Raw genomic sequence first — 14,957 nt, 5'->3', positions numbered from 1 at the left:
GGGGATGGCGGGGCGGGTGCGGGCGTGCTCATGGGTGAGCCTCCTGTGCCTCCCGGATACCCACCCGCCTCGGAAGCCTCCACGCGCCTGTCGTAGGACGGACCGGCCACGGCGCGAGCCGGACGCGAGACACGGCGGCCATCCCCAAATGAAAAGGCCGCCCGGGTTGCCCCGGACGGCCTTCTCGAACCCGCTTGAGGCGGAGTCGAGCCGTTACTCGGCGGCGACTTCGACCTTGATCTTCGCCGTCACGTCGCGGTGCAGGCGCAGCTCGACTTCGTAGCTGCCAATCGCCTTGATGGGCTCGGGCAGGTGCAGGGCGCGACGGTCCACCGTCTGACCCTGGGCCGCCACGGCCTCGGCGATGTCCAGCGCGGTGACGGACCCGAACAGCTTGTCCTGATCGCCGACCTTGCGCTTGATGACGACCTTGATGGAGCCGACCTTCTTCGCCTGCTCCTCCGCGGCGCCCTTCAGCTTGGCATTGCGGGCGGTGATGACCGCCTTCTCGTGCTCGAGCTGACGGAGGTTCTGCTCGCTCGCCAGAACCGCCTTCTTGCGCGGCAGCAGGTAGTTACGGCCGAAGCCGTCCTTCACGGTGACGAGCTCCCCGGACTTGCCGAGGTTCTCGATGTCCTCTCGCAGAATGACCTTCATGTTCAGTCTCCTGAGCGGACCCGGCGGTTAGCCGACCACCGCGTTGTAGGGGAGCAGGGCGATGCCGCGCGCGCGCTTGATGGCCGTGGCCACCTCACGCTGGTGCTTCGCGCAGTTGCCAGAGATGCGGCGGGGAATGATCTTGCCGCGCTCGGTGACGAAGTACTTCAGCGTCGCCTGGTCCTTGAAATCCACCGACGCGTTCTTCTCCGCGCAGAACCGGCAGACCTTCTTGCGGCCGAAGCCACGGCCACCGCCGCGCTTCTCGTCATCGCCGCCCATGCCACCGCGGTCTCCGCGATCACCACCACGGTCTCCGCCACGGTCTCCACCGCGATCACCGCGAGGCCCACCGCCGCCGCCGAAGCCGCCACTGCGGCCGCCCGACGACGAGCCGCCCGTCTTGCTGTCCGTTCCGTTGCTCATGAACTTTCTCGTTTCCTGAAAAGGTCCCTAGAGAATGTCCCAGGTGGCGCTCAGGCCTCCTCGGACGACTCCTCCTCCGCCTCGCCCACGGACTCCTCGGCCACGTCGCCGCGGAACCCGCCACCCTCGCGCGGCTCGGGAGCGCCCGGACGGGTCTCCTCCACATCGCCGGCGAGCTTCAGGTCCTCGAGGACCGGACGCGTCTCGGGGTCCACCTCATCCGCCAGCTTCACGGAGATGTAGCGGGTGACCTCATCGAGGTTCTTCAGGTTGCGCTCAATCTCCGCCACCAGACCCGAACCGCCCAGGTAGCTGGCGTGCACGTAGATGGCGCGGGGCTGCTTCGCCACGGGGAACAGGGTCTTCTTCTTGCCCCACACCGTGAAGCGGAGGACCTTGCCACCCTCGCGGGAGACGATGCCACGGACGCGCTCCTTGAGCTTGTCCACGTTGTCGTCAGTCAGGTCCGGCTTGACCAGGAAGATGGTCTCGTACTCACGAAGCCGCTTGGCGGCCTGCGTCTCTGCCATGTTTTCTCTCCCCTTGGGGTCGAGTGCCCCCCGGACAATCCGAGGAGCGGGGAAACGGCGATTGGCCCCATGGCCACCACCGGGAACGGGAAACCGCGCGCCCGTCACCCTCGCGCTACGTCCCGTGCACCAACACGGGAAGCTGAAAAAGAACATCCCACTGGATCAACCACCCAGCGAGCGAACGGGCCTTCTAGGAGGGCCCCCCGGGCAAGTCAAGCTCCCGGAAAGCTCGCCTGTCCGCTCCCCCCGTCCCGGGCGCTCCGAGGGGCCTCAGGCCTTCCGGTTGAAGCGGTTCATCGCCACCGACAGCCCCTCGCGCACCCAGCACTCGGTCATGTCCATGGCGCGGTCCTTCAGTTCGTCCAGCTGGCGGCGCTCCCCGTCGTCGAAGTTGGACAGGACGTAGTCGGCGACGCGCTCGCGGGCATTGGGCCCCTCCGGCTTGTCGATGCCGAAGCGCAGGCGGATGAACGCCTCCGAGCCCAGGCTCGCGACGATGCTCTTCAGGCCGTTGTGGCCCCCGCTGCCGCCGCCCGCCTTGAGCTGCAGCCGGCCCAGGGGCAGGTCCAGTTCATCGTGGATGACGAGCACGTCCTCGGGAGCAATCTTGTAGAAGCGCGCCGCCTCGGCCACCGAGCGGCCCGACAGGTTCATGAAGGTCTGCGGCTCGACGAAGAGGATGCGCTCGCCCGCCAGGGTCCCCTGGCCCACTTTCGCGGCGAACTTCTCCTGATTCAGCTCCGCGCGCGCTCGCGACAGCAGCGCCTCCACCACCATGAATCCGATGTTGTGCCGGTGCCGCTCGTACTCGCGCCCCGGGTTGCCCAGCCCGCAGATGAGCTTCATGGGAGGCTCCAAAAAGAAACGGGGCCAGCCTCAGGGAGGCCAGCCCCGTGTCCAGGGTACACCGGAAGACGACTACTTCTTCGCGGGGGCCTTGGCCGCGGCCGCGGGGGCCGCCGCCTTGTCGCCAGCCTTCGCCGCGGGAGCCGCGGCGGCGGGAGCCGCCGCAGCCGCCACGGGGGCCACTTCGGCCGCCTCGGGCGCGGCGACGACCGCCACGGTGTAGTTGACGTTCGACTTCACCGACACGCCGGCCGGGAACTTCACGTCGTTGATGTGCAGCGCCTCGGCGATCTTCAGCGCCGTCACGTCCACCTCGATGCGCTCGGGAATGGCGTTCGGCAGCGCCCAGACCGTGATTTCACGGCGAATCTGGCTGAGCAGACCACCCTCGGCCACGCCCACCGACTTGCCGACGAGCACGAGCGGCACGTCCACCTTGACCTGCTCGTCCGCGCGCACGCCGATGAAGTCCACGTGCAGGATGTCCCGGGTGACGGGGTCCATCTGGTAGTCCTTCAGGAGGACCTGCTGGTCACCGCTGGCCAGCTTCAGCTGGATGACGGTGTTGAACTTGTGCGGGGTGTTGATGGCCGCGCGCACGGCCTTCGGGTCCACCGAGATGTGCACGGGCGTCTTCAGGTGCTTGCCGTACACCACGGCGGGCACCACACCCTGGGCGCGCAGCTTGCGGGCAAAGCCCTTGCCAGAGCCTTCACGCGACTTCGCCTCGAGGGTGTTCTTGTTTTCGGACATGGAAATACCTTGGGAATGGGTACCGCGGTGACCACCGGCCACCCTGGCGCCCTCGGCATCCCGCCCCAGTGGCGGGCCCCGAAGACGGCGCCGCGAAGGGGACCGTTGGAGGAGGCCGGACATGCCAGCCCCCGAACATGGAGTCAAGTCGCCCGGCGGACGGGCGACCCGAGCCTCAGACGAACAGCGAGCTGAGCGAGTCGGCCCGGTGGATGCGGGCGATGGCCTCGCCGAAGAGGCGCTCGGTGGTGAGCACGCGAATCTTCGAGCAGGCCTGCGCCGCGGGCGACAGCGGCACGGTGTCAGTGAAGACGACCTCTTCCAGCACGGAGTCCTGGATGCGCTGGATGGCGGGGCCGGAGAGGATGGGGTGCACGGCGTAGGCGACCACGCGGCGGGCGCCCTTGGCCTTGAGCGCCGCGGCGGCCTGGGCGAGCGTGCCGGCGGTGTCCACCATGTCGTCCACGAGGACGGCGTCCTTGCCGGACACGTCGCCGATGAGGTTCATCACCTCGGAGGCGTTGGGGCGCGGGCGGCGCTTGTCGATGATGGCCAGGCCCGTGTTGAGGCGCTTGGAGTAGGCACGCGCGCGCTCGACGCCACCAGCGTCCGGCGACACGATGACCAGCTCCTGCGACTCCGGGAAGCGCTTGCGCAGGTCCTCCAGGAACACCGGCGAGCCGTACAGGTGGTCCGAGGGGATGTTGAAGAAGCCCTGGATCTGCCCGGCGTGCATGTCCATGGAGACGACGCGCTCCGCGCCGGCCACTTCCAGCAGGTCCGCGACGAGCTTCGCGGTGATCGGCGTGCGCGGGGCGACCTTCCGGTCCTGCCGGGCATACCCGTAATACGGGATGACGGCGGTGATGGAGCTCGCGCTCGCCCGCTTCAGGGCGTCGCAGATGATGAGCATCTCCATCAGGTGGTCGTTGGTCGGCGGGCTCGTCGACTGGAGGATGAAGACGTCGTGACCGCGGACGTTCTCGCCAATCTCGACGTGGATTTCTCCGTCGGAGAAGCGACCCACCTCCGCCTTGCCGAGCGGACGCTTGAGGTACTCACAGATTCGGTGAGCCAGGCCGGGATTCGAGCTCCCGGCGAAGATCTTGAAGTCGCGCGGCTGCATGATGGGCCCGCTGACTAACCTGGACACGCGCGGATGTGAAGGCGTTAGTCGAGATCTGCTGGCATCGGACCGAGCATCCCTGCTTGCGCCTGATGGAGGTGCCGCTCGTACTCCATGAGAATGACACGCTCCATCTGGCTGCGTGTGTCCGCGTTGAGCGGGTGGGCTATATCCTTGTACGTTCCATCCTTGCGCTTCTTCGCCGGCATCGCGATGAACAGCCCCGAGGAGCCGTGGATGACCTTCAAGTCGCGTATGACGAAGCAGTGATCCAGGGTGATGGTGACGTACGCCTTGAGCTTGTCCTCTTCGACCGGAAACACCCGGACGTCGGTGATGTTCATGGTCCCCCCCCGAACCCGAAAGGTCGGAGCTGGCGGGAAGCCTGGGACATACCGGGTGCAAAATGCAAGGGTATGGTGAAGGAGTTCCCTCACCATTGTTCCACTCGCGCACAGTCCAGAGCGTGAAAGGGACTACCCAAGGGCTCCTGGCCAGTGCAGGACCAGGTGGGTCAGAAAAGCCAGATGGTAGACGACGATGATTCCGTAGACGACGGCGCCTGCTCGGATGGCGAGGCGGCTGGCGCGCAGACGCCTGTGCAAGCACAACAGCCACAGGCCGGCGTTCACGATGAGCAGCTTGGCGAACATGAAGAAGAGCGGTGACTGCTCGTAGGCCAGCCGCATGAGAGGGTTGAGTTCCTCCGCCACGCCCAGCTGGAGGAAGAGCAGCGTGAACAGCCCGTCCATGAGGTTGAGCATCAGCAACGCCACCGAGGCGGGTGACGCATAGAAGGAAGCCATTCCACCGCGGACCGCGCCCCGAACCTGCTCCATCGTCGTCGTCGCCACGCCCTGCCTCCCAGTCCCGACCTTCCGGAGGCGGTTCCTTTCAAGCGGCTTGCCAGCGCCCGGATGGAACTTGGAGGGGCGGGCGGGCAGGAGGGCCCCGGCACGCCCGAGGGGGCTGTCACGAGGACGCGGTTGGCGGTTGACTCCCGCGGGGGGGTGACAGAGTATCCGCGCCCCTCCGCCCCCAGGCCAGGCGAGCGTCCCTTGCACCAATTCCCCAAAGATATCGGGTGGATAGAGGTCATCTGCGGTTCGATGTTCTCCGGTAAGACGGAGGAGTTGATCCGCCGCGTCCAGCGCGCCGTGTACGGCAAGCAGAAGGTGCAGGTGTTCAAACCTCGCATCGACAACCGGTACGACGAAACGCAGGTGGTGAGTCACTCGAAGCTGAAGGTGACGTCCACGCCGTTGGAGCGGGCTGAAGAGATTTTTTACCGGTTGGAGCCCGACACGCAGGTGGTGGGCATCGACGAGGTGCAGTTCTTCGGCGCGGAGGTCGTCGCGGTGGTGGAGGCGCTGGCCAACAAGGGGCTGCGCGTCATCTGCGCGGGACTGGACCAGGACTACCAGGGCCGTCCCTTCGAGCCGATGCCGCAGTTGATGGCGGTGGCGGAGTACGTGACGAAGGAGCTGGCCATCTGCGTGGTTTGCGGCAATCCGGCCAATCGCTCCCAGCGCCTCGTCTCCAGTGGAGAGCGCGTGGTGGTGGGCGCGGCGGGCGCGTACGAGCCGCGGTGCCGCAAGTGTCATGTTCCGGAGCCCACCGAGGGCACGCCGCCGCAGACGCTCGAACTGTTCGACTGACCCCGCTTCGCCCGCGGGCATCAGGGCACGAGAGGAACCGACCGAATGCGTGACACCCTGTACGCGAACGTGCCCTTCCGGCTGAACGAGATGACCCACCACTATGGACCCAACGTCCACCTGGTGGGCAATCCGTTCCTGCTCTCCCAACTGGCCACCTTGTGCGCCAAGGGCGTCATCCAACCCCAGATCAACCGGCTGGTGGAGACGCTCTACAGCGACCTGGTGAAGACGGTGGTGAACGCGGAGTTCCCGCGGAAGATGGTCAGCCTGCCGACACGGATGATCGACTCCACCCCGCAGGGGCTCTACCAGGGCGAGGTCATCGACCCTCACGTCCGGGTGGTGACGGTGAACATCGCGCGGGCGGGCACGCTGCCGTCGCAGGTGACGTATGACCTGCTCAACGCCACGGTGGACCCGTCGGTGGTGCGCCAGGACCACATCATCATGAGCCGGATGATCGACGCGGCCGAGACGGTGGTGGGCTCGCAGATTGGCGGCGCGAAGATTGGTGGGGATGTGGACGACGCGCTCGTCCTCTTCCCGGACCCCATGGGGGCCACGGGCGGCAGCCTCTCCACGGCCATCAAGCTCTACAAGGAGAAGGTGCCCGGCACCCCCCGGCGCATCATCACCCTCAACCTCATCGTCACGCCGGAGTACTTGCGGAAGATGACGACGGACCATCCGGACGTGATCATCTACGCGCTCCGGTTGGACCGGGGTCTGTCTCCTCCGGAGGTCTTCGGCACGGCGCCGGGAGAGCTCTGGGAGAAGGAGCGAGGCCTGGATGACCGGCAGTACATCGTCCCCGGTGGCGGCGGCTTCGGGGAGATCATGAACAACGCCTACGTGTAGCGCGGAGGAAGCCTTGGCGTTCTACGAGCAGGAAGTTGGCGTCCATATTTCGGAGGACAAGCTGCAGGCGCGCGTGCGGGAGCTGGGCGCGCAAATCACCCGGGACTACGCGGGCAAGGAGCTGACGCTCGTCTGCGTGTTGAAGGGCTCCACGTTCTTCGCCATGGACCTGGCGCGGGCGGTGGACCTGCCGCTGACGTTGGAGTTCCTGGGCGTGTCCAGCTACCAGGGCGGTACAGAGACGACGGGCGAGGTGCGCATCACCACCGACGTCAGCAAGCCGATGGCGGGCAAGCACCTGCTCATCATCGAGGACATCATCGACACGGGGCTCACCATGAGCTTCCTGCTGGAGAACCTGCGGGCCCGGCACCCGGCGTCGCTGAAGCTCTGCTCGCTCCTGGAGAAGCCGGCGCGCGCGCGGACGAAGATCGACATCGACTACAAGGGCTTCGTCATCGAAGACCTCTTCGTCGTCGGCTACGGCCTGGACTACGCGGAGAAGTACCGGAACGTGCCATTCATTGGCGTGATGAAGGGCAAGTAGCCCTCCGGTTTCCTCCAGCCGCGCGGGGAGTGGGTCGCCTTCCCGCCGGCTTGAAGTCCCGCGTCAGGGGTGGCGGAGCATCGAGCGCCTCGCGTGGATGCCGCTCTCCTGGCGTGGAGGGCAGTGGACTGTTGTCGAAAGGAAGAGCGTGCGCAGCGTCCCGGGTGGGACTGTTTGCGCCGCGAGGCGCCGGACGCGAGTGCTCGTGTCCTGGTGCGTGCGGCCGGAGAGGGTGCGCATGCGTTCAGCGACAGACAAGAGAATCCCGGCTGCTACAGCGGCCGGGGGCAATGATTCGATGAGGAGGTACCTGGCGGAGTTCATCGGGACGTTCGTCCTGGTGCTCGGCGGCGTGGGTGCGGCCGTGCTGGCGGGGGACCGCATCGGTTTCCTGGGCGTGTCCTTCGCCTTCGGCCTGTCGCTGCTGGCCATGGTGTATGCGATTGGCCCCATCTCCGGCTGCCACGTGAATCCCGCGGTGACGGTGGGGTTGTCATTGGCGGGCAAGTTCGAGAACAAGCACATCCTCGGCTACATCGTGGCGCAGTGTCTGGGGGCCGTGCTGGCGGCGGGCGTGGTGCTGCTCATCGCGAAGGGTGTCCCCGGGGGCTATCAGGCCTCGGTGGCGGGGCTGGGCTCGAACGGATACGGCCTCGCCTCGCCCGAGGGCTATGGCGCGGGGGCGGCGTTCCTGGCGGAGGTGGCGCTCACCTTCCTGCTCGTGCTGACGGTGCTGGGGGCGACGGACGCGAAGGCGCCGGTGGGCTTCGCCGGCATCGCCATTGGGCTGGTGCTGACGCTCATCCACCTGGTGGGCATCCCCGTGACGAACACGTCCGTGAATCCCGCGCGCAGCCTGGGGCCGGCGGTGTTCGCGGGCGGGCAGGCGCTCACCCAGCTGTGGATGTTCATCATCGCGCCGATGCTGGGCGCGGGCCTGGCCGCCGCCGTGTACCGCTCCGTGTTCAGCCCGGCGGGGGCCATCACCGCGCGCACGGCCGAACGCTCGCTGGATGCCGAGCGTGCGGAGCGCGTCGCCCAGGACCGCAGCCACACGCGCTCGCCGGTGTAGGGGCGAAGAAGGCCGCATTGCGTGGACGGGCCTTGCTCCCTCCGAGCAGGGCCCGTCGCGCGCGGGGCCCCTGCCCGTGGCTTTCCTGGCGGTGCTTCCGGGCGTATACGAGGGATGGGAGGGGGCCGTGCCTTCCCGTTCCCTGCTCCGGGATGACGGAGCGAAAGCCCTTCGACATGCTCTTCGAGCCGACGCGCCTGGTGGCCTTCATCCTCGCGGGACTGGTCCTCAACCTCACGCCAGGGCCGGACACGATGTATGTGCTGGCCCGGAGCATGGGACAGGGCCGCGCCGCGGGCTTCGTCTCCGCGCTGGGCATCTGCGTCGGGTGCCTGTTCCACATCGCGGCTGCGGCCCTGGGACTGTCGGCGCTGCTGGCGACCTCCGCCATGGCCTTCCTGGTGGTGAAGTGGGTGGGCGCGCTCTACCTCGTGTGGATGGGCGTGCGGATGCTGCGCAGCAAGCAGGGGCCCGAGGCGGTGCGGGAACTCCAGCCCGCGAGCCTGTGGCGAATCTTCCGCGACGGTGTCGTCACCAACGTGCTGAACCCGAAGGTGGCCTTGTTCTTCCTGGCCTTCCTGCCGCAGTTCGTGGACCCGTCGCGAGGCTCCCCGGGCCTGCAGTTCGTCTTGCTCGGGCTCTTGTTCGACGTGACGGGGACTCTGTGGCTTGCGTTCCTCGCGGGCGTGGCGGGCGCATTTGGCGGCTGGCTGCGGCGCAACCCGCGCTTCGCGGCGTGGCAGCAGCGGGTGACGGGAGGCGTCTTCGTCGCGCTGGGCGCGCGGCTGGCGCTCCAGGAGCGCTCCTAGCCGTAGCGACGTCCCGCCTTCAGCGGAAGATGGCCGCGCCGAAAAGGTAGAGGGCGTAGCCGGCCCAGGGCAGGAGGATGAGCAGCGTCACGAGATTCAGGCCCGCCGCCCACACCGGGAGCCGCTCGCGCTGCTTACGCCAGGGGAGCGCCAGTAGCGAGCCACCCGCCAGGATGGGCATGGGCAGCAGGTTGATGGCGGCCACCTTGGCGCTCGCCAGCCCCCAGGCCTGCAGCAGCTCGCCGTGGCGCAGCAGGGCGACGAAGCGCTCGATGCGGTCCGGCAGCCGTGAGTACTGGAATGGGACGGTGAAGCCGGTGAGGAACTGGCCCAGTCCCTCGCCGGCGCCGAGGCAGGCCATGGCGACGACGACGAGCAGCGCCCAGGGCAGGATGATGGTGGCCGCGTGCAGGACCAGCGGGAGCTGGTGGAGGCGGTTGTCGGCGGGCGCTTGCGTGGGGGCGTCGTCCGGAGGCCCGTTGAAGCGCACCGAGCTGCCCAGGGGGATGAGTGGGTGCAAGGCCCACTGGATGCCGCCCAGCGACAGCGTGACGAGGTTGGGGCCGTAGCCCAGCTTCACGAGGGTGGGCCTGACGCCGAACGAGCTGGCCACGGCGGCCTGACTCAACGCCCAGAGGGCGGTGACGGCGAAGGCGAGCATCCAGAGCCAGAAGAGCAGGGCGGCACGTTCCATGGGTGTGCCCCCTGTTTATCACGCGGAACCGTCGGCCTTCACCGGGCCCCGCTCAAGGGCGCGGTCTGGTGACGTCCTCCGGCACGCGAGGCACGTCCAGGGTGATGGACTTGGAGCCCGGGCCCCAGGTTGAACCACGAGACTCATGGTGCCCGTTGCCCGTCCGGGTGGGGTTGGTGAAGTCCGCCAGCAGATGGGCCGAGCCAGAGCCGTCCACGTGAAGCAGGTCGGCCTTGCTCCCGCCCGAAAGGCCCAGCGCGACGGTGGAGTCACCACCGCGACGAAGGCGGGCCACCGGGACACCTTCGCGTGGAACCGAGGGGCGCTCCCCTCGTCGACCATCAGTCGCCCCGTGCTGTCTGTCATTGTCTGCTTCGTGTGCCGCGTGGCTGAAGCCGACACGGCCGCGGCGCGTGCTGGGATTGAGTGGGGCCAGGACTTTCGACGAGGCCGGTCTTTTCCCAGACATGAGTGCACGGGGTTCGTCCGTCGGAGGTGACGAGCCCGGAGTGGGGTGGTGTCTGGTTTGGGGAGTGGAGGAGGGGCAGGCGAGGAGGCAGGCCAGGGATGCGCGCGGGAGGTGCGGCCCTCGGGGGAAGGCCCTAGCTTGAGAAGGAGGAGAGACGCATGCCCACTCGCAGGACTTCACGCGGGAGTGCTGCTTCAGAGCGGAGTGTGACTCGGCGTTCGACGGCGAAGCCACGCTCGTCCGTGGCGCCCTCGGGACGGTTCACCACGCACGAGGTGGATGCGGAGCGCTGGCGCGACTTCGCGCGGCTGTTCGAGAGCCAGGGCGGGCCCAAGTACTGCTGGTGCATGGTGTGGCGGGCGGAGGGCGCGGACGCCCGGCTCGCGGACAACGCACACCGCAAGGCGGCGATGCATCGGCGGGTGAAGCAGGGGACTCCGGTGGGGCTCCTGGGCTATCTCGGGGACGAGCCCGTGGCCTGGTGCTCCATCGCGCCTCGGGAGACGTACCGGAAGGGGCTCGGGGGGCTGGAGGCGCCGGATGAAGCGCCGGGCGGCGTGTGGTCCCTGGCGTGTTTCTTCGTCACCCGTGAAGCGCGAGGGCAGGGAGTGTCGCGGCGACTCATCAAGGCCGCCATCACCCATGCTCGCAAGCGGGGCGGCAAGGTCCTGGAGGCATACCCCGTGGACCCCGACTCACCGAGCTACCGTTTCATGGGTTTCGTGGAGACGTTCGAACAGCTCGGCTTCCAGGGCGTGGGGCGAGAGGGAAGTCGCCGCCACGTCTACCGGTACGATTTGTCCGCGTGACACGGGAGGCGGGCCCGGGAAGGGGCCCGCCCGGGAGCATCAGAACGTGGCGTCGAGCACCACGTCGTTGGCGGCGCCCACGCCCACGGCGACCTGGTAGGCGGACACGCGGCGCTCGAAGAAGTTGGTGAGCTCCTGCACGTCCTGCAGGTCCATGAAGGACAGCGGGTTCTTCGTGCGGAACACCGGCGTCAACCCCAGCATCTGGAGCCGCTGGTCCGCCGTGTACTCCAGGTAGCCGCGCATCTCCTGCACCGACAGGCCCGCGACACCGCCGCTCAGAAGGTCCTGGGCGAACTGCGTCTCGCACTCCACCGCCTCGCGCAGCATCGCCTCCACGTCGCGCTCCATCTTCGCGTCGAAGAGGTCCGGCTCTTCCTTTCGAGCCACCTGGATGCACTCGTAGGCGAAGGCCATGTGCGCGCTCTCGTCGCGGAACACCCAGTTCGTCCCGGCGGCGAGCCCGTTGAGCAGGCCCTTGCTGCGCAGGAAGTAGACATAGGCGAAGGCCGCGAAGAAGAAGAGGCCTTCGATGCAGCCCGCGAAGCAGATGAGGTTGAGCAGGAAGGCGCGACGGTCCTCCTTCGTCTTCAGCTCGTTCAGCCCGTTGACGCTGTCCATCCACTTCATGCAGAAGCGCGCCTTGCGCTGGATGGAGGGGATGTTGTCGATGGCGGCGAACGCCTTGGCGCGCTCGGCCTGGTCCGGCACGTACGTGTCCAGCAGCGTCAGGTAGAACTGGACGTGCAGCGCCTCCTCGTAGAGCTGCCGCGACAGGTACATCCGCGCCTCGGGGGCGTTGATGTGCTTGTAGAGGTTCAGCACCAGGTTGTTGCCGACGATGCTGTCGCCCGTCGCGAAGAAGGCCACCAGGCGGTGGATGAGATGTCTTTCCGCATCCGTCATCTTCGAGCGGAGGTCCACGAGGTCCGTGGAGAAGTCGACCTCTTCGACAGTCCAGGTGTTCTTGATGGCGTTCCGATACATCTCGAAGAAGACCGGGTATGCCATCGGGCGCAGCGTCAGGTTCAGTCCGGGTTCCAGCAGCATGGGCGCGATCCATACCATGCTCGCGAAGGCGTCAAAGCGGCTCGCGCGGCGATTCCTTTTTGTGTTCGCTCACGTCTCAACAGCCCTGGAAAAAACAAAGCGAGCACGCGTTTTCACGCGTGCTCGCCAGGACGAAAAAATCAGTGAAACAGGAGTTCTTTACTGACAGGCCTCGCACGCTTCCGGGTTTTCCAGCGAGCACGCGACAGCCTCGGCGTCAGTCACCGAGGAGGCGGACGCGACGGGGGCGGGAGCGGACTGCGCGGGGGCCGTCGCGGTGCTGTTGCCCACCGTCGCCTTGGCGATGCGCGTGGCCGGACGTGAGCGCATGTAATACGTCGTCTTCAGCCCCTTCTGCCATGCGTAGAAATACATGGAGGAGAGCTTGCCGATGTTCGGCGTCTCCACGAAGAGGTTGAGCGACTGGCTCTGGTCGATGAAGGCGCCGCGGTCGGCCGCCATGTCGATGAGCGAGCGCATGGGCAGCTCCCACGCGGTCCGGTAGATGGCGCGCAGGTTCTCCGGCAGCTCGGTCAGGTCCTGGATGCTGCCTTCCGCCATCTTGATGCGATTGCGCACGCCCTCGTTCCAGATGCCAATCGCCTGGAGGTCTCTCACCAGGTAGCGGTTCACCTGGAGGAAGTCACCCGACAGCGTCTCGCGCTTGAACAGGTTGGACACCTGCGGCTCGATGCACTCGTAGCAGCCGGCGATGGACGCAATCGTCGCGGTGGGCGCAATCGCAATCATCAGCGAGTTGCGCAGGCCGTGCTTCACGATGCGAGCGCGCAGCGCGTCCCAACGCGCCGTGTCCTCCGGCGTCACGCCCCAGCTTTCGAACTGGAGCTCGCCCTTCGCCGCCCGGGTCTCCGGGAAGGAGGGATGCGCGCCGAACTGCTCGGCCATCTCGCACGACGTGGTCAGCGCCGCGAAGTAGATCTCCTCCGAAATCTTCCGCGACAGCGCGCGGGCCTCGGGCGCGTCGAACGGCAGCCGGAGCTGGAAGAAGACATCCTGCAGGCCCATCAGGCCCAGGCCCACCGGACGCCAGCGGCGGTTGGAGTCCGCCGCCGTGGGGATGGGGTAGAAGTTGAGGTCGATGACCCGGTCCAGCTGCTTCATCGCGAGCTGGGCGTTGGCGCGCAGGCGGTCGAAGTCGAACTTCCCGTCCGCCACCATGCGGCCCAGGTTCAGCGAGCCCAGGTTGCACACCGCCGTCTCACCCTGGCTCGTCACCTCCAGGATTTCGGTGCACAGGTTGGACAGGTGGATGACGTTGCCGGGCAGGCCCGTCTGGTTGCTCTTGCGGTTGCTGATGTCCTTGAAGGTCATCCAGCCGTTGCCCGTCTGCGCCAGCGTCTTCATCATCTTGGCGTAGAGGTCACGCGCCTTCACCTTGCGCATGGCCAGCCCGGCGCCTTCCGCCTCGACGTAGGCCTTCTCGAACGCGTCGCCGAACAAGTCGGTCAGGTGCGGCACCGTCTTCGGGTCGAACAGGCTCCAGTCGCCCTCCGACTCCACGCGCTTCATGAACAGGTCCGGCACCCAGTTGGCCAGGTTCAGGTTGTGGGTGCGGCGCGCATCGTCACCGGTGTTCTCGCGCAGCTCGAGGAAGTCCTCGATGTCCGCGTGCCACGTCTCCAGATACACGCAGCACGCGCCCTTGCGCTTGCCGCCCTGGTTCACCGCGGCGACGGACGCGTCCAGCGTCTTCAGCCAGGGGACGATGCCGTTGGAGTGGCCGTTGGTGGAGCGGATGAGCGAGCCGCGCGCACGCACGCGGTGGTAGCCCACGCCGATGCCGCCGGAGAACTTGGACAGCATCGCGATGTCCGAATACTTCCGGTAGATGGCGTCCAGCTCGTCCGTCGGCGAGTCCAGCAGGAAGCAACTGGAGAGCTGCTCGTGGCGGGTGCCCGAGTTGAAGAGGGTGGGGGAGCTGGGCAGGTACTCCAGGGAGCTGAACAGCCGGTACAGCTCGATGGCCTCCTTCGCGTTGTCGCCGCTCAGGGCGCACGCGACGCGGAGGAAGAACTCCTGCGGCGTCTCCAGCACTTCGCGCGTCTGCGGATTCTTCAGCAGATAGCGGTCATAGACAGTGCGCAGGCCGAAGTACTCGAACAGGTCATTGCGTGACGGGTCGATGGCCGCGTTGAGCTTGCGTGCGTTGGCCTGGACGAACTGGAGCAGCCGGTCCGCGATGAGGCCGTGCTTGTGGCCGGCGGCGACCGACTGGCTGAAGGAGTGGATGTCCTGGTTGCTGACCTCCTTCTGGATGAAGGTGGCCAGGAGGCGCGCGGACAGGCGGGCGTACTCGGGCTCCTCGACGATGAGGGCGGCGGCCGTCTGGATGGAGAGGCTGTCCAGCTCGCGCGTCGTCGCGCCGTCGTAGAGGCCGGAGATGGTCTTCGTGGCCACGCGCATGACGTCCACGCGCGACAGCCCCATGCAGCTCTTGCCCACCGCGCGGACAATCTTGTTCAGGTCCACCGGCTCGGCCGTGCCGTTGCGCTTGCGCACGCGCATGGTGGTGGGGGCGAACTCGCTCTGCGTGGGCTCGGCCACGGGCGTCACGCTCGCTGTCGTCGGCCCGGGTTGGGCGTGGGTGGCGGGCGGGACATGCATGGGCGCGGGGGCGGGCTTCACG

The 14,957-nt window shown here is 67.3% G+C and carries 18 protein-coding genes; 6 read left to right on the top strand and 12 right to left on the bottom strand.

What is annotated here, in order from left to right; all coding sequences use genetic code 11:
- Window positions 1-213: 213 nt before the first annotated feature.
- The 8 genes from rplI to FJV41_RS40645 form a co-directional block, all read right to left on the bottom strand.
- A complete protein-coding gene (gene rplI / locus FJV41_RS40680) occupies window positions 214-657 on the bottom strand; it encodes a 50S ribosomal protein L9 (protein ID WP_141648008.1) in 444 nt (147 codons plus the stop codon).
- A gap of 27 nt (window positions 658-684) precedes the next feature.
- Window positions 685-1,083, bottom strand: coding sequence for a 30S ribosomal protein S18 (gene rpsR / locus FJV41_RS40675; protein ID WP_141648007.1), 399 nt, complete (start codon window positions 1,081-1,083; stop codon window positions 685-687).
- A 50-nt stretch (window positions 1,084-1,133) separates the two neighbouring features.
- On the bottom strand, window positions 1,134-1,613 hold the full coding sequence (rpsF, locus tag FJV41_RS40670; protein ID WP_141648006.1) for a 30S ribosomal protein S6: 480 nt from the start codon (window positions 1,611-1,613) through the stop codon (window positions 1,134-1,136).
- A 273-nt stretch (window positions 1,614-1,886) separates the two neighbouring features.
- A complete protein-coding gene (pth, locus tag FJV41_RS40665; RefSeq protein ID WP_141648005.1) occupies window positions 1,887-2,462 on the bottom strand; it encodes an aminoacyl-tRNA hydrolase in 576 nt (191 codons plus the stop codon).
- Window positions 2,463-2,534: 72 nt separating this feature from the next.
- Window positions 2,535-3,215, bottom strand: a complete 681-nt coding sequence (locus tag FJV41_RS40660; RefSeq protein WP_141648004.1) for a 50S ribosomal protein L25/general stress protein Ctc — start codon at window positions 3,213-3,215, stop codon at window positions 2,535-2,537.
- A gap of 175 nt (window positions 3,216-3,390) precedes the next feature.
- Window positions 3,391-4,341: a ribose-phosphate pyrophosphokinase gene (locus FJV41_RS40655; RefSeq protein WP_141648003.1), complete on the bottom strand. Its 951-nt coding sequence runs from the start codon at window positions 4,339-4,341 to the stop codon at window positions 3,391-3,393.
- Between the two features lie 44 nt (window positions 4,342-4,385).
- Complete coding sequence (gene spoVG / locus FJV41_RS40650; protein WP_046715132.1) at window positions 4,386-4,685, bottom strand: septation regulator SpoVG; 300 nt, start codon at window positions 4,683-4,685, stop codon at window positions 4,386-4,388.
- A 132-nt stretch (window positions 4,686-4,817) separates the two neighbouring features.
- Window positions 4,818-5,195, bottom strand: a complete 378-nt coding sequence (locus FJV41_RS40645; RefSeq protein ID WP_371745468.1) for a DUF5658 family protein — start codon at window positions 5,193-5,195, stop codon at window positions 4,818-4,820.
- A 204-nt stretch (window positions 5,196-5,399) separates the two neighbouring features.
- On the opposite strand from FJV41_RS40645, the gene FJV41_RS40640 reads away from it, so the two are divergent.
- From FJV41_RS40640 to FJV41_RS40620, 5 genes are all read left to right on the top strand, one after another.
- A complete protein-coding gene (locus tag FJV41_RS40640; protein ID WP_141648002.1) occupies window positions 5,400-5,999 on the top strand; it encodes a thymidine kinase in 600 nt (199 codons plus the stop codon).
- A gap of 45 nt (window positions 6,000-6,044) precedes the next feature.
- Complete coding sequence (locus FJV41_RS40635) at window positions 6,045-6,860, top strand: uracil phosphoribosyltransferase (protein WP_141648001.1); 816 nt, start codon at window positions 6,045-6,047, stop codon at window positions 6,858-6,860.
- A 13-nt stretch (window positions 6,861-6,873) separates the two neighbouring features.
- Complete coding sequence (hpt, locus tag FJV41_RS40630; RefSeq protein ID WP_141648000.1) at window positions 6,874-7,407, top strand: hypoxanthine phosphoribosyltransferase; 534 nt, start codon at window positions 6,874-6,876, stop codon at window positions 7,405-7,407.
- 238 nt (window positions 7,408-7,645) lie between these two features.
- On the top strand, window positions 7,646-8,479 hold the full coding sequence (gene aqpZ, locus FJV41_RS40625) for an aquaporin Z (RefSeq protein ID WP_141647999.1): 834 nt from the start codon (window positions 7,646-7,648) through the stop codon (window positions 8,477-8,479).
- A 152-nt stretch (window positions 8,480-8,631) separates the two neighbouring features.
- Window positions 8,632-9,288 carry a LysE family translocator gene (locus tag FJV41_RS40620; protein ID WP_246137725.1) on the top strand — a complete coding sequence of 219 codons (657 nt, stop codon included), beginning with the start codon at window positions 8,632-8,634 and terminating at the stop codon, window positions 9,286-9,288.
- A gap of 19 nt (window positions 9,289-9,307) precedes the next feature.
- Here FJV41_RS40620 and FJV41_RS40615 read toward each other — a convergent pair whose 3' ends face one another.
- On the bottom strand, window positions 9,308-9,982 hold the full coding sequence (locus tag FJV41_RS40615; RefSeq protein ID WP_141647998.1) for a site-2 protease family protein: 675 nt from the start codon (window positions 9,980-9,982) through the stop codon (window positions 9,308-9,310).
- Between the two features lie 52 nt (window positions 9,983-10,034).
- A complete protein-coding gene (locus FJV41_RS40610) occupies window positions 10,035-10,277 on the bottom strand; it encodes a hypothetical protein (RefSeq protein ID WP_141647997.1) in 243 nt (80 codons plus the stop codon).
- Between the two features lie 380 nt (window positions 10,278-10,657).
- Here FJV41_RS40610 and FJV41_RS40605 point away from each other — a divergent pair, with 380 nt between their 5' ends.
- On the top strand, window positions 10,658-11,260 hold the full coding sequence (locus FJV41_RS40605) for a GNAT family N-acetyltransferase (RefSeq protein ID WP_220137939.1): 603 nt from the start codon (window positions 10,658-10,660) through the stop codon (window positions 11,258-11,260).
- Between the two features lie 39 nt (window positions 11,261-11,299).
- On the opposite strand, the gene FJV41_RS40600 is transcribed toward FJV41_RS40605, so the two are convergent.
- Both FJV41_RS40600 and FJV41_RS40595 read right to left on the bottom strand, forming a co-directional pair.
- Window positions 11,300-12,310 carry a ribonucleotide-diphosphate reductase subunit beta gene (locus tag FJV41_RS40600; RefSeq protein ID WP_141647995.1) on the bottom strand — a complete coding sequence of 337 codons (1,011 nt, stop codon included), beginning with the start codon at window positions 12,308-12,310 and terminating at the stop codon, window positions 11,300-11,302.
- A 159-nt stretch (window positions 12,311-12,469) separates the two neighbouring features.
- Entirely contained in the window at window positions 12,470-14,956 is a 2,487-nt protein-coding gene (locus FJV41_RS40595; RefSeq protein WP_438616777.1) for a ribonucleoside-diphosphate reductase subunit alpha, read from the bottom strand.
- Window position 14,957: the final 1 nt, after the last annotated feature.

This window comes from Myxococcus llanfairpwllgwyngyllgogerychwyrndrobwllllantysiliogogogochensis (assembly GCF_006636215.1).
Classification (GTDB): Bacteria; Myxococcota; Myxococcia; order Myxococcales; family Myxococcaceae; genus Myxococcus; species Myxococcus llanfairpwllgwyngyllgogerychwyrndrobwllllantysiliogogogochensis.
Note: the sequence above shows the minus strand (reverse complement) of the source record. Positions and strands in the feature narration are given on the sequence as shown.

What these genes read in the sequence shown, in the direction of transcription:
- FJV41_RS40635 (WP_141648001.1), top strand. Translation starts at nt 6,045, where the DNA reads ATGCGTGACACCCTGTACGCGAACGTGCCCTTCCGGCTGAACGAGATG.
- FJV41_RS40655 (WP_141648003.1), bottom strand. Translation starts at nt 4,341, where the DNA reads ATGCAGCCGCGCGACTTCAAGATCTTCGCCGGGAGCTCGAATCCCGGC.
- FJV41_RS40615 (WP_141647998.1), bottom strand. Translation starts at nt 9,982, where the DNA reads ATGGAACGTGCCGCCCTGCTCTTCTGGCTCTGGATGCTCGCCTTCGCC.
- FJV41_RS40660 (WP_141648004.1), bottom strand. Translation starts at nt 3,215, where the DNA reads ATGTCCGAAAACAAGAACACCCTCGAGGCGAAGTCGCGTGAAGGCTCT.
- FJV41_RS40600 (WP_141647995.1), bottom strand. Translation starts at nt 12,310, where the DNA reads ATGCTGCTGGAACCCGGACTGAACCTGACGCTGCGCCCGATGGCATAC.
- aqpZ (WP_141647999.1), top strand. Translation starts at nt 7,646, where the DNA reads ATGCGTTCAGCGACAGACAAGAGAATCCCGGCTGCTACAGCGGCCGGG.
- rplI (WP_141648008.1), bottom strand. Translation starts at nt 657, where the DNA reads ATGAAGGTCATTCTGCGAGAGGACATCGAGAACCTCGGCAAGTCCGGG.
- FJV41_RS40620 (WP_246137725.1), top strand. Translation starts at nt 8,632, where the DNA reads ATGACGGAGCGAAAGCCCTTCGACATGCTCTTCGAGCCGACGCGCCTG.
- rpsF (WP_141648006.1), bottom strand. Translation starts at nt 1,613, where the DNA reads ATGGCAGAGACGCAGGCCGCCAAGCGGCTTCGTGAGTACGAGACCATC.
- spoVG (WP_046715132.1), bottom strand. Translation starts at nt 4,685, where the DNA reads ATGAACATCACCGACGTCCGGGTGTTTCCGGTCGAAGAGGACAAGCTC.
- rpsR (WP_141648007.1), bottom strand. Translation starts at nt 1,083, where the DNA reads ATGAGCAACGGAACGGACAGCAAGACGGGCGGCTCGTCGTCGGGCGGC.
- pth (WP_141648005.1), bottom strand. Translation starts at nt 2,462, where the DNA reads ATGAAGCTCATCTGCGGGCTGGGCAACCCGGGGCGCGAGTACGAGCGG.